The sequence below is a fragment of the Croceimicrobium sp. genome, from assembly GCF_965228705.1.
Taxonomy (GTDB): domain Bacteria; phylum Bacteroidota; class Bacteroidia; order Flavobacteriales; family Schleiferiaceae; genus Croceimicrobium.
This window is the reverse complement of record NZ_OZ245832.1, coordinates 3,685,197-3,698,085: the sequence shown is the minus strand read 5'-3', so window position 1 is coordinate 3,698,085 and position 12,889 is coordinate 3,685,197. Positions and strand designations below refer to the sequence as shown.

At 45.7% G+C, this 12,889-nt stretch carries 11 protein-coding genes; 5 read left to right on the top strand and 6 right to left on the bottom strand.

The window, feature by feature from the left end; all coding sequences use genetic code 11:
• Positions 1-14: 14 nt before the first annotated feature.
• From ACO05P_RS16540 to ACO05P_RS16530, 3 genes are all read right to left on the bottom strand, one after another.
• Positions 15-1,277: a TolC family protein gene (locus ACO05P_RS16540; protein ID WP_421752576.1), complete on the bottom strand. Its 1,263-nt coding sequence runs from the start codon at positions 1,275-1,277 to the stop codon at positions 15-17.
• Between the two features lie 48 nt (positions 1,278-1,325).
• Positions 1,326-1,946 (bottom strand): TetR/AcrR family transcriptional regulator, encoded by a 621-nt coding sequence (locus ACO05P_RS16535; RefSeq protein ID WP_421752574.1) that lies wholly within the window; start codon positions 1,944-1,946, stop codon positions 1,326-1,328.
• 208 nt (positions 1,947-2,154) lie between these two features.
• A complete protein-coding gene (locus tag ACO05P_RS16530) occupies positions 2,155-3,078 on the bottom strand; it encodes a helix-turn-helix domain-containing protein (RefSeq protein ID WP_421752572.1) in 924 nt (307 codons plus the stop codon).
• Between the two features lie 210 nt (positions 3,079-3,288).
• On the opposite strand from ACO05P_RS16530, the gene ACO05P_RS16525 reads away from it, so the two are divergent.
• The gene (locus ACO05P_RS16525) at positions 3,289-4,803 is read left to right on the top strand and encodes an aldehyde dehydrogenase family protein (protein ID WP_421754924.1); all 1,515 of its coding nucleotides are present in this window, start codon (positions 3,289-3,291) and stop codon (positions 4,801-4,803) included.
• Positions 4,804-4,870: 67 nt separating this feature from the next.
• On the top strand, positions 4,871-5,242 hold the full coding sequence (locus tag ACO05P_RS16520; protein ID WP_421752570.1) for a DUF779 domain-containing protein: 372 nt from the start codon (positions 4,871-4,873) through the stop codon (positions 5,240-5,242).
• Positions 5,243-5,321: 79 nt separating this feature from the next.
• Here the strand turns inward: ACO05P_RS16520 and ACO05P_RS16515 are convergent, their stop codons facing one another.
• The 3 genes from ACO05P_RS16515 to ACO05P_RS16505 all read right to left on the bottom strand — a co-directional run bounded on the left by ACO05P_RS16515 (position 5,322) and on the right by ACO05P_RS16505 (position 9,270).
• Positions 5,322-6,758 carry an SLC13 family permease gene (locus ACO05P_RS16515; protein WP_421752569.1) on the bottom strand — a complete coding sequence of 479 codons (1,437 nt, stop codon included), beginning with the start codon at positions 6,756-6,758 and terminating at the stop codon, positions 5,322-5,324.
• Positions 6,759-6,788: 30 nt separating this feature from the next.
• Complete coding sequence (locus ACO05P_RS16510; RefSeq protein ID WP_421752567.1) at positions 6,789-7,691, bottom strand: hypothetical protein; 903 nt, start codon at positions 7,689-7,691, stop codon at positions 6,789-6,791.
• Positions 7,692-7,770: 79 nt separating this feature from the next.
• A complete protein-coding gene (locus tag ACO05P_RS16505; protein WP_421752565.1) occupies positions 7,771-9,270 on the bottom strand; it encodes a PLP-dependent aminotransferase family protein in 1,500 nt (499 codons plus the stop codon).
• 120 nt (positions 9,271-9,390) lie between these two features.
• Between ACO05P_RS16505 and ACO05P_RS16500 the strand changes: the two genes are divergently transcribed.
• The 3 genes from ACO05P_RS16500 to dcuC are packed head-to-tail and all read left to right on the top strand — an operon-like array spanning position 9,391 to position 12,887.
• Complete coding sequence (locus ACO05P_RS16500; protein ID WP_421752563.1) at positions 9,391-10,485, top strand: lamin tail domain-containing protein; 1,095 nt, start codon at positions 9,391-9,393, stop codon at positions 10,483-10,485.
• A gap of 53 nt (positions 10,486-10,538) precedes the next feature.
• Entirely contained in the window at positions 10,539-11,498 is a 960-nt protein-coding gene (locus ACO05P_RS16495; protein WP_421752561.1) for a lamin tail domain-containing protein, read from the top strand.
• Positions 11,499-11,507: 9 nt separating this feature from the next.
• On the top strand, positions 11,508-12,887 hold the full coding sequence (gene dcuC, locus ACO05P_RS16490; protein WP_421752559.1) for a C4-dicarboxylate transporter DcuC: 1,380 nt from the start codon (positions 11,508-11,510) through the stop codon (positions 12,885-12,887).
• The last annotated feature ends 2 nt before the right edge of the window (positions 12,888-12,889 follow it).

The window sequence follows — 12,889 nt, the reverse complement described above, 5'->3', positions numbered from 1 at the left end:
TTAAGATTCTTGTTTTAGTTTCCCTGAGTGTTGGCATATTGATATTCGGCCATTAACCTTTGCAGGCGATGAAGCTCCAAATCCTGACGAGTACGACTCACATTATTCAAGCGACGTAAATACTCGCTGGTTTGCAGCGTACCTTCCTTTAATTGTACGGCACTGGACTCCAGAATTTCTTCTTGTAATTCCAGCAGACTTAGGTCCTTGCTCATCACCGAATCCAGGCGCTCCAAATCGGCCAGCTCTTGGGCCAATTGCAATTGAGTTTGGTACACAAAGCTCTCTTGCTGAGCAGATACCTTCGAATGCTCCAGCTTTAGAATTTTCTTTTGATTGCCGGCAGTATAAAAGCTACTGAAGTTCCATTGCAAGCGCAGTCCACCGATATAATAGAGATCAAAATCATTGTTCAGCATATTTAAAGCAGGGCGACCATAACCACCCTGGAAGAACAAACTGATTTGAGGAAGCTTTTGCTGATCCACCAAATCCCTTTGTAAGTCGATTGCCCTTTGTTGCTGACCAAACAATTGCAGTTCGGGACGATTAATCTCCACTGCTTGCTCGCGGTTGTTGGGTTTTTCGAACTGAGCATTTTGGGCGGAGCGACCAATCATCTGACTAAACATAGCGCGGTAAGCCTTATCCATAGATCGCAAATCAATTTGCTTCTGATCCAACTTTAGCATTTCTGCCTTGATTTGCGCTAAATCCACGGAAGTGATTATTCCATTGTCCAATGCGGCTTGCATTTCCTTTTGTCTGGCCTCCAAATCAGATCGAGTCAATTGCAATTGATCCTCCTGAATTTCTAAAAGCATAATCCCGAAATACAATTGAATAACTCGCTCTCGAATTTTAAATAGCTCCACTTGTACTTGCTTATCCTGAACAGCCATTTGGGCACGGGTTAAATCTTCCTTGCCTGAAGTAGTAAAGAGCGCGGTTAAGGATTGATTGAGCTCCCCATATACCCGATACTGACCTTTGCTCAATTCGGGGATATTCATATTGGGAATCTGGATCGGTAAGGAAGTTACATCCGACTGATAGGTAGCTTGACCCGCCAACTGAAATTGGGGCAAATAAGCCTTGCGCACATTGGAAACGGAATAGTTCTCCGACTGGGCTATTAAATCCAATTGTTTGATGGAAGGATAATTTTGCCGCGCCCACTGCAAACAAGAGTCGAGCGAAAGGGTCTGCCCTTGCAGTCCAATCGACAGCAAAAAGAACAGAAGCCCCCAATGGCTAATCTTCACTTTTCGATTCATCTTAGTATTTTGATTTAATCATTTGTTTAATCCACAGTCAAAAAAATATTAGTCGGCCCGCAGCATACTTTGCACCCATATTGGAATCAGGCGCTTTCGCTCTTCTACCATTGCTGTAAACTCCGCATCCTTTAATCCGCCAATATGCTTAATGATGGGCGCCGCCATAAAAGGAAAGACGCAGAATGACATCAAATTGAGTACAAATTGCAGGAAAGGCATAGGCCCTATTTTGCCCTGGGCTTGCAGTTCCGCGTACTGCTTTACGAAATACGATTCCAATAAAATGGACCTGAGATTGATATGCTTGATCACCTCCGCCCCTTGGCCCTGCCTTAACTCGGTTAGCATAAAAATGGGGAGGTCGGGTTCCTGACTAAAGAGATTCAGATAGCGCTCGGCAATCAGCTCCAGCTTTTCATCAAAAGTCGAATCCATATCATTAAAAACACCTGACATCGAATGCATAAACTGCTGCATGGACTCGAGCATGATGATTTCAAAAAGCTTTTGCTTAGAGCGGAAATAGTAATTCAAGAGCGCCAGGTTGATACCTGCTTCCTCCGCGATATCTCGCGTTTTGGCCCCTGCAAATCCCTTGCTATGGAAGACCTTTCGTGCTGCTTCCTTGATTTTCAACTCTGTGCTTTCGTCCGTTTTGGGGGCCATTACCTTAAATCTTAGGCAAATATAAAGCAGAAAAAAGGAATTAAACAAGAGATTTAATCAAATGATTAAATTTTGGAGATGGTAGACGATAGATTGTAGACGGTAGACTAGCCTAGGTCGAATTTGCAATTCGACCGATATTGACTTTAGCTTGAATTACAAATTCAAGCTAGTTACAAATTCAAGCTAGATGATTATTTGATTTGGATTAAGAAGCCCAATCGACTTTGCGATATTGGCCGGGAGTTTGGCCGGTTTCCTTTTTAAAGGCGGTAGTAAAATGGGATAGATTCTCAAAACCGCAGCTCATCGCTACTTCACTAATGCTGGCTTCGGTATTAAGGAGTAATTGGCGGGCCTTTTCCAATCGTAAACGCTGTAAGAAACGAGCCGGGGTTTCGCCATACATCTCTTTAAACTTGGCAAAGAATTTCGCGCGACTCATGCAGGCCTTCGCGGCAATATCCTTCATGGCAATACTTTCGGTAAGATGTTGAGACAGGTAGTCCACCGCCGCAGACATAGGATTAGACACCGAACTGCGCTTATAATCGCGGATCAATAAACTACGCGCCTGAGTTTGCATTAATCGGATGATCATTTCCTGCATGGCTAAATCCAGCAAGGCATCTTTAAGCTTGGCCTGCTCATTAACCGAAAGATGTACCAATCGATTGAGGGCATTAGCTAAATCCTCACCATTTAAAAGATGATGGATTTTCATATCTAAACTCCAATCGCCACAGGCCTGGGGTTTATTGAATTTCTCATTGAGGAGGTCTGCAGTCTTTGAAATCAGATCATCACCGATTTCAATTGCCAGGCATTGGGTGGGATTCTCCTCACAGGCTTCCGGAAAGTCGATGACCATTTTTTCACCCGGTGCGATGATTACCGATTCACCTGGCAGATAGTCAAATGCGCCTTTACCTTCTAAATGCATCACCTTCTTCCCTCTAAACATGGAGGTAAAAACAAAGTCTTGAAACTGCAACTCCACCTCATGCGCCTTTAAATGTGTTTCAAAGACATTTAATTCAAATTGATTGTGGCTGTAAGTGGTGCGGTTCTCGACCAAGCTCTTTAAATCCCGCGACTGGGTTAGCGAAGGCTGCTGCAAATAGTTCGGCATAAAATTCTTCCTTTAGCTATACTGTCAAATCTACAATAATTAACTGTAGCTCAAGCATTTTAGACGCAGAGCAAAAAAGTTTAGACGCAGACAAAAGGGCTTTCAATTTTAGACTTTGAGCAAATTGAAAGGGACGCGCAGCAAATTGAATCTGTTTTAATGTTTTGACTTTGAGAGGGTCTAATCAAAAAAACATTGAACATGGATGTAATGAATACGCCACAGCAAGCGGTGGAGCGCCCCCAAATTAAAAATCAGTACAATCACTTTATTGGTGGTGAGTGGATAAAGCCTAGCAGCGGTGCCTATTTTGAAAATATTAGTCCGGTTGACGGTAAAGTTCTATCCCATGCCGCCCAAGGTAATGCACAGGATATTGAGCTTGCTCTGGACGCTGCCCACAAGGCTTTTGCCACCTGGAGTAAGGCCAGTGCCATTGAACGTAGCAATACCCTTTTAAAGATTGCCGACATTATGGAGGCCAATGCCGAATTATTAGCGCGGGTTGAAACCCTGGACAATGGTAAAGCTTTGCGCGAAACCCGCGCTGCTGACATCCCCCTTTGTATTGATCACTTCCGCTATTTCGCCGGCGTTATTCGTGCCGATGAAAGCACCATGTCCGAGCATGATGAAAATACGGTAAGCATTAACCTGCAGGAGCCCTTAGGAGTGGTAGGTCAAATTATCCCCTGGAACTTCCCGCTTTTAATGGCTACCTGGAAAATTGCTCCCGCTTTAGCAGCCGGATGTACTACCGTAGTTAAGCCCGCTGAACAAACACCTACCAGCATTATGGTTTTGATGGAGTTAATTGCCGAAGTAGTTCCTGCCGGGGTAATTAATGTAGTAAGCGGATTTGGCCCTGAAGCCGGAAAACCCCTCGCCACCTCCCCACGAGTGGCCAAAGTGGCCTTTACTGGTGAAACTACTACCGGTCGTTTGATCATGCAATATGCTTCTGAAAACCTGATTCCGGTTACCATGGAACTAGGAGGTAAATCACCCAATATCTTCATGAAGAGCATTGCCGATGCCGATGATGCCTTCTTCGACAAATGTGTAGAAGGCGCAGTGATGTTTGCCTTAAACCAAGGGGAAGTATGTACATGTCCTTCACGGATTTTGGTACACGAAGACATTTATGACAAATTCATGGAGCGAGTGGTAGCTCGTACCAAAGCAATTAAAATGGGCCATCCCTTAGCGGAAGATACCATGATGGGTGCTCAAGCTTCCAATGATCAGTACGAGAAAATCCTTTCCTATATCGAAATTGGCAAGCAAGAAGGTGCCGAGGTGCTTTGCGGAGGAGCTGCCGCCAATCTTAATTCAGGTTTGGAAGAAGGCTATTACATTCAGCCTACCATCTTGAAAGGCCACAATAAAATGCGGGTCTTCCAGGAAGAGATCTTTGGTCCGGTAACCTCTGTAACCACTTTCAAAACCATGGAAGAAGCAATTGAAATTGCCAATGACACCCTTTACGGTTTAGGTGCTGGCGTTTGGACTCGCGATGCGCATGAGATCTACAAACTACCTCGTGAAATTAAAGCCGGTCGGGTTTGGGTAAACTGCTACCATGCCTATCCTGCACATGCTCCCTTTGGAGGTTATAAGAAATCAGGCTTTGGTCGTGAAACGCATAAAATGATGCTGAATCACTATCGCCAAACCAAGAATATGTTGATTTCTTACGACAAGAATAAACTGGGCTTCTTTTAGTAGATAGCCATTTTCATACTGGCCCCGACCGCCCGTGTCGGGGCTTTTCATTTCAAAAAAACAGCTTATGAAAATTGAACGCATTGGTGCTACGGAAGCAGCTTTAGAACTCATTCATAAACTCGAAGCTCAGTATGGTGATTTAATGTTTCATCAAAGTGGTGGCTGCTGTGATGGCTCCGCTCCCATGTGCTTTGAGCGCGGTGAATTTAAAATCGGCGAAAGTGATGTCTTGCTTGGGCATATCCTGAAACATCCCTTTTACATGTCGCGCGATCAATATGAGTATTGGAAGCATACCCACCTCACCTTAGACAGCACCCGCGGCCGGGGCTCCAGCTTTTCCCTGGAAATCCCATATGGAGAAAGGTTTATAATTCGGTCTAGGCTCTTTAGTGATGAGGAGTATAAGACTTTAGTCAAGGAAGGGGTGATTTAGTTGGGATTGAATTGCAAATTCAATCCAGGATGTGATTTTAGAGTGAACTTAGGCTATGAAGCTAGGTTGAATTTGCAATTCAACCGAAACTTGTCGGATGCACCCCAGGGTCAAAACCCCAAAACCAGGGTAAGATGAAATAAACAAAGAAGATCAACAAGAAAGCTGATAGCAGGTTAAGCCAAATACCGGTGCGCAGCATGTCCTTTAATTGAATCACGCCACTGCCAAAAACGAGAGCATTGGGTGGTGTGGCCACCGGAAGCATGAAAGCACAGGAAGCAGCGATTGCTACCGCAACCATCAAGCTAAAAGGATGCAAATCCAGGCTTAAAGCCAAAGGCGCCAATATGGGTAGCACCACCGAAGTAGTAGCCAAATTGGAAGTAATCTCCGTTAAGAAGTTTACAGATACCACCAGAATTAAGAGTAGCAGTAAAAAGCCGGTTCCTTCCAAACTGCTGAGCTGATGCCCCAGCCAATCGGCTAAGCCACTACGGGCAAAGCCTATGGCCAGAGATATTCCCCCTCCAAATAATAATAAGACACCCCAGGGGAGGCCTCTCATATCCTCCCAGTCCATGATGGGACCAGCGCCCATTTTTGACGGAACGATAAACAAAATCAGGGCTGCTACGATGGCTATTATGGCATCATCCAAAGCGGGAATCCACTGTTGTAATAAGAAGGATCTACTAATCCAGGCGAAAGCCGTTAATCCAAATATGATCAAGATGCGTATCTCGGGAGCGCTTAATGGCCCCAAAGCTTGAATTTGCTCCTCCACATTTTCACTCACCCCGCTTAAATTCAAATCCTTTAGGCGAAAGGCCTTATAACTGATGTAATACCAGCTGATAAAGAGCAAAATCAAAGCGAAGGGAAGTCCAAAAACAAACCATTTCATAAAGCTAAGTTCCACTCCATAGGTTTCTTCCAATACCCCCGCCAATATCAAATTGGGAGGCGTTCCAATAATGGTGGCTATTCCTCCGATCGAAGCACTGTAGGCAATGGCCAACATTAAGGCCTTGCTAAAATCATTCTGATCGCTAGACAAGCGAATGATCGCCAAACCAATGGGCAACATCATTACGGTGGTCGCCGTATTGGAAATCCACATGCTCAGAAAAGCGGTGGCCAACATAAAGCCCAATATTATTCGGGGTGGACTGCTGCCAATCGCATTAATAATCATTAAGGCCAAACGGCGATGTAAATTCCATTTCTCCATGGATAGGGCTAAAACGAAGCCGCCGATAAAGAGAAAAATATAGGGATGACTATACCCGCCTACCGCCTCCTTTAGGGGCATGGCGCCACTCAAAGGAAAAAGTACAATGGGTAATAAGGCGGTGGCCGAAATAGCAATCGCTTCGGTAATCCACCAAATGGCAATCCAAGCAGCACAAGCTAAAACCGCCTGAGCCTCAGCCTCCAACTGTGGAGCCTTAAAGAAATAATTAAGGAAGATAAAAGCCAAGGGCCCCGCTACCAAGCCGGCCCGCTTCTTCATCAATTCACCTGAATTCATGTAATGCTATACTTAATAGAGAAGATCCGCCGCAAAGGCAGAGGTCGCGGCAAAATCGTGATCCACATTTTGCAATTCACGATACTGCCAGCTAAAGGGCGAAGCGATAGCCTGGGCTTGCTGAATACTCTGCTGATAGAAATATTGGGCGCGTGCTAATCGATTGCTGCCTTGGGCTCTTGCCTGAGGAGTTTGCCTTAAACTAGCGGCATTAGGATCATTGTCTGCCGTACCAATTACAATGGTTAAAGGCCGACTAAAAAAAGTGGACAAATCTGCATTTTCAGCCGGACTAGTGCCCAAACCATAGGGAAATTGGACACTGGTATCCGGAAGAGTATACCATCCTGCCGCCGCAGCTACCACCCGATTTACCGGTGCATCATTCCAGAAAAACAAATAACGATGCGCTACTTGGGCGCCAGCCGAATGCCCAAATACATCAAATTGAGTGGTCACTAAGCCAGTGCGAGTTTTAAAGTTTTCGAAGAGGGGCTCTATTACCGAAAAGGTCCACTCCTCTTTAGGATTTAAGGTCGATTCGGAAGGATGATCTCCATCCTCAAAAATATTCCCCAAATTGTATTTATCCCCTCCGGGATAAGCATCGGAAGAAAACTCCGGTACTACCAAAGCAAATTTTAAGCGATTGGCTTTAGCGATGAGTTGATCGCGACTGTACTCTGCATCCCTACCATTTCCATGGAAAACTATAAGCACCGGAGCATTGGCAGGCAAATCAGCAGGTACATGGTAATAAACCGGCAGTCCACCTGCGGCCAAATTCGGGTAGGTCTTAAAATGGTACAAACCGGTACCTTCCAGACCCTGCACGGTTTGTGGGCTGATTACCTCATTTTTATCGCAGGCCCAAAGACCTGTTAGTAAGCAGAATAGTAAAAATACTTGTCGCATAGAGAAATTCGAAGCGCTAAGATATCGGCTGAAAGAGCCCTAAACAGCAGTCCAATTAAAGTATTTTTAGCAGTCCAATTTATAGCTTAGCATAAAGAGCTCCCATTTGACTAAGTTTTCGGCGAATGATGGGCTTGCGCACGGAGGAGTAACCTAAGATCAAACCATTCTGCTTTTCCTTATTCACAAAGCACTTACTATAAGCATGGGTCACAATATTGTGTTGAGCAAAATGGGCCACCACCTCTGTATCCTTCACCCCATTTGGCAAAAGGGCCAGGGTATGCAAACTGGGAACCGGATTGGCCAATTGACGCAACTTGCCCTTAAAATGGCTTTCAAACTGCTCGGTAAAAAGTGCCAGGCGCTCATCAGCCACCTGCATCAAGCTATGGATATGGTTATGCAAATAATGTTTCTCTATAAATTGATTTAATACCACCTGAATGGAAGGCGGCACAAAGCGATGCGAGTGCTTTAAAAGTGCTTCTACCGGAGGCAGCAAATATTCGGGTAAAACCATGTATCCAATCCGAATGGAAGGATGTAATAAACGGTTGAATGTCCCCAGGTATACCGTGCGCTGATCGGTATCCAAGCTGTAAATAGAAGATCGATATTCCCGATAATTATGCACCTCATGCTCGTAATCGTTCTCAATAATTATCGCCTTATTCCGGCGAGCCCAGGCCACTAAGTCCTGCTTGCGATCCAGGCTCATGGGAGTCCCGATTGGATAATGACAGGAAGGTGTGCTATGCACCAATTTAATCGTGGCAGCTTCACTTCCTTCCGGCATAGCTTTTACCTGAATGCCCCCATCATCAATAGGCACAGCATGAATATCGGCTCCCAAGCCCTTAAAAATGGAATGCACATTGGGAAAGGTTGGCTCTTCCATGACAACACCATCTCCAGGATTCAATAAGGTGGAGCCCAATAGATATAGCGACTGTAAAGAACCCGAAACGATAATAATCTGATGGGGCTCGCATTTAATGCGTCGACTTAAATTGAGATAGCTGGCGATATTGCTTTTAAGCTGATCAATCCCGGATGAGGGAGAATAGGATAAAGCCGAAGATTTAATGTGCCGCCAGTATAAATTGGAAAGGTTCTTCCATTGGGTAACCGGAAAAATATCCAGCGGCGGTAAGCCTGGTCGAAAGGCCAAACTCTTATCGTCGGTGCTATTTATAAGGCCTACGTTCTTTTGAAAAGACTGGCCCATCCTCGATATTTCGGGATAGGCCTGCACATCAATCTCCACTTTCTCCGGCAAGCTACGTGGTTCCTGTAATAACTTCACCTGATTTCCTGATCCTGCCTTGGATTCGGTATAGCCTTCCAAACGCAAGAGCTCATAGGCCTTAACTACCGTGCTGCGAGATATCGCCAAACGGTCTGCCAATACCCGACTGGCGGGCAGGGTACTACCAGCGGGAATTTCATTATTGATAATCCCATCCTTCAGCAAATTATGCAAACGCTGGTAGAGCTTGGTATTCTTATTTAGACTAGCATGCCTGCGCGACTTCTCTCTGAAATTCCGTTCCAAACGCTCTAAAAGGCTCTCCATATTGGTATGCTTATTATTCCATAATTGGTATGCTAAAAGTAGGCAATATTGGGATTCCTTCGAAAAATCAAACGGATAGGAATGTCCCTGTCTCATTCTAAACCTCTTAAATTATATACTATGCGAAAAATATTTACTCTTGCTTGCCTGCTCTTCCTGGGCATTCAAACTCAGGCGCAGCTGGTTATTAATGAAGTGCTCTACGATCCTTCTAACAATGCTCTGGATGGCGACGCTAATGGCGATGGCAGCTATGATCAGGAGGGGGATTCCTTCATTGAACTTTACAATTCCAGCAGTACCAATTTTGACATCAGTGGTTATCAAATTTGGGACGACACCACTTCTGGAAATTTAAAATTTGTATTCCCCGCCAATACCTGGGTGCCTCCACACGGGGTAATCGTAGTATTTGGATCCGGACCTTTAGTGGGGAATTTTGGCGGTGCCATTGTATTATCAGCCGACACCAGTGCAGATGGCTTAAACCTCAACAACTCTGGCGAGGTGATTGCCATTAGAGATGCGAATGGCACCACAGTATTAACCTTCGATTCCGATGCCCTGTCTAACAACCCTAACGAATCCTATACCCGAAATCCGGATATAACCGGTGCTTTCGAACAGCATAATGATAACTTCTCAGTATTGTTTTCACCCGGTACCCGGGTAGATGGTACGCCATTCGACACCAACTTTGTGGTTTCTTCCATTGATGTCCAAGGCCAGGGGGGCGCAGACAGTATTATCACTTTGGCTGGCACCCTTCAAATGGAGGCTATGGTTATGCCCAATTTTGCAGCAGACACAACTGTAAGCTGGTCGGTACCCGCCGGAAATGGCATCGCCACCATTAGCGCTACTGGTTTATTAACCGCAGTTTCAAACGGATCAGTAGTAGTTACTGCCACTGCCAATGATGGCACCGGAATTAGTGGGACCGACACCATTCACATCAGCAATCAGGATATTGGTTTGAAGGAATTAAATCAGGCCTTCCAAATGGAAATTTTCCCCAATCCTGCTCATGATCAAATCCAGGTAAAATCTCCGGTTCAGCTTGATCAAATTGAACTTTATACCTTGAACGGCCAGCTGCTTATGGAGACTAAGCAAGCTGATGCATTGAATATTTCCAACCTGGCCCCTGGCACCTATTTATTGCGTGCCTTTGGCGAGGGCGAAAGTGCCAGCCAATTATTCGTTAAACACTAGAACCCCTGGGGAGCGGAATGCTTCGCTCCCCATTTTCATTTTAATTTGAAGCTATGCGCCTTATAAAATTTGCAGGCCTGGGCCTTTCTACGCTGGTCCTCGGATTAAGCTCCTGCGCTACTGATGATGTTGATGGACCCGCTCCGTATACCGGTCCGGCAGTGGCTCTATCGGCCGATATGCCCAGCATGATTGAAGCTAATGGAAGTATAAACCTGAGCGCTACTTTGGCCGCCACTACTAGCCAAGATGTTAATGTTAGCCTGTTATTTGGAGGCACTGCCTTTGGAGATGGAGTAGACTATCTATTGAGTGATACCGAAATCAGCATTCCAGCCGGCAGCCTCTCTGCTTCTATCCTAATAACGGCTGTGCAAGACACTCTACAGGAAGGCAATGAAAGTATTGAAATCAGCATCGCCTCTATTTCAGGTGGATCTGCAGGAACTACCGCCGGAATCACCATTACGATTGAGGATGATGATGTACCCCTGGAATCACAAATCATTTTAAATGAGATTCTTTATGATCCTTCCAATAGTGGTTTAGAAGGTGATGCCAATGGCGATGGCAGCTATGCCCAAAATGAAGATGAATTTCTCGAATTCGTTAATCTTTCTTCGCAACCGGCGGACCTCAGTGGCTACCAAATTTTTGACACCGAAAATTTAACGGCCGGAACCCCAAATCACACCTTCCCTCCTAATACCATCGTACCGGCGGGCGGAGCTATAGTTGTGTTTGGTGGTGGTACCCCTACCGGCAATTTTGGTGGCGCTATTGTGCAAACCTCAACTAGTGGAGACTTAAACCTCAACAATGCTGGTGACATCATGACCTTAAAAGATGCTAATGGCGAGGTAGTTTTGAGCTTCGACATTGAGCCGCTCTCCAATAATCCAAACGAATCCTATACCCGAAACCCGGACCTTACCGGTGATTTTGAGCAACATGGCGATAATTTCACCGTGCTCTTTTCACCTGGCACTCGCACTGACGGTAGTCCATTTTAACAGTCGACCTTGAACAGTTTAGGCCCCATATTAGCCCTTCTTTTTATTGTGGTAGTTGCCCGGCTCTTGCTGCGCAAATACCATCCCCATGCGGTATTACTAATTGCCGGCTTGCTTATGCTGGCCCTGGCTTTAATTCTGCAATTCCCGGTTCCCGAACCCATGAAGAGCACCGGTTCCAAAGGTCTGGATCTCTTCCGTTTACTTAAAGAATCCTTTGCCGGAACCAATGCCAAGGTGGGCCTGATGATTATGTCGATCGGTGGCTTTGTGGCCTATTCTGATGCCATTGGCGCTTCCAAAGCTTTGGTGCGCATCGCCATGAAACCGCTTTCGCTTTTAAGAAAGCATCCTCATGCCACAGCAGCTGCAGTGATACCCATTGGGCAATTGCTCTTTGTTTGCATTCCATCGGCAGCGGGCCTGGGCCTTTTATTGATGGCTTCCATCTTCCCCATTTTGGTGAATTTAGGGGTAAGCCGCTTATCCGCAGTTTCCGTGATTACCGCTTGTACCGCTTTTGGAATTGGTCCAGCCTCGGCTATTACAGCCAGCGCCGTTTCTCTGGTGGAAGACAATAGCATTGAATTTTTCCTCGGTCATCAAATACCTTTAGTGCTCCCCCTCTCTTTGATTGTGGCGGTGGCCTATTATTTCGTGAACCGTTATTTCGATCGCAAGAATCCGGAGGAAGCCGAAAACACTGCGGGATCTGCAGAAAGTATTTCGGAAGCTGAAGAAAAAAAGGCACCGCGCATTTATGCTCTTATCCCGGTATTGCCATTGATACTGCTAGTAGTTTTTAGCGACTTCTTTCAGATCTTTTCCAAACCCATTGTACTGGACACCACCACGGCCATGTTCATCAGTTTGTTCATCGCTTTACTATTCGAGTTTATTCGTCAGCGGAAACTCAAGCCGGTTCTCGATTCTTTGAAAACCTTCTGGAATGGAATGGGCAATATTTTTAAGACGGTGGTTACCCTGATTATCGCCGCGGATATCTTCTCGCAGGGTCTGATTGCCATGGGCTTTATTGATGGCTTGCTCTACGCTTCCCAAAATTTAGGCTTTGAGGCGATTGGAGTGGGCGTAGTAATGACCGTAATGATCTTCCTGGCCTCCATGCTCATGGGCAGTGGAAATGCCGCCTTTTTTGCTTTCGCCCCGCTGGTACCTGAAATCGCCAAGCAATTTGGAGTGAAGGCCAGCCAAATGATTTTACCCATGAACCTGGCCGCCTCTATGGGCCGCACCGTGTCGCCGGTAGCCGGGGTTCTTATTGCCACGGCAGATATTGCCGGGGTTTCTACTCTACAAATTGTGAAACGAAATCTCATTCCCCTGGGGCTGGCCCTGGTGGTGATGTTGATATACCATTTTATCTAATT

Bases quoted from the DNA above. Each gene is read 5' to 3' on its own strand.
- ACO05P_RS16540 (WP_421752576.1), bottom strand. From the start codon at position 1,277: ATGAATCGAAAAGTGAAGATTAGCCATTGGGGGCTTCTGTTCTTTTTG.
- ACO05P_RS16500 (WP_421752563.1), top strand. From the start codon at position 9,391: ATGCGAAAAATATTTACTCTTGCTTGCCTGCTCTTCCTGGGCATTCAA.
- ACO05P_RS16505 (WP_421752565.1), bottom strand. From the start codon at position 9,270: ATGGAGAGCCTTTTAGAGCGTTTGGAACGGAATTTCAGAGAGAAGTCG.
- ACO05P_RS16525 (WP_421754924.1), top strand. From the start codon at position 3,289: ATGAATACGCCACAGCAAGCGGTGGAGCGCCCCCAAATTAAAAATCAG.
- ACO05P_RS16520 (WP_421752570.1), top strand. From the start codon at position 4,871: ATGAAAATTGAACGCATTGGTGCTACGGAAGCAGCTTTAGAACTCATT.
- ACO05P_RS16510 (WP_421752567.1), bottom strand. From the start codon at position 7,691: ATGCGACAAGTATTTTTACTATTCTGCTTACTAACAGGTCTTTGGGCC.
- ACO05P_RS16530 (WP_421752572.1), bottom strand. From the start codon at position 3,078: ATGCCGAACTATTTGCAGCAGCCTTCGCTAACCCAGTCGCGGGATTTA.
- ACO05P_RS16515 (WP_421752569.1), bottom strand. From the start codon at position 6,758: ATGAAGAAGCGGGCCGGCTTGGTAGCGGGGCCCTTGGCTTTTATCTTC.
- ACO05P_RS16495 (WP_421752561.1), top strand. From the start codon at position 10,539: ATGCGCCTTATAAAATTTGCAGGCCTGGGCCTTTCTACGCTGGTCCTC.
- ACO05P_RS16535 (WP_421752574.1), bottom strand. From the start codon at position 1,946: ATGGCCCCCAAAACGGACGAAAGCACAGAGTTGAAAATCAAGGAAGCA.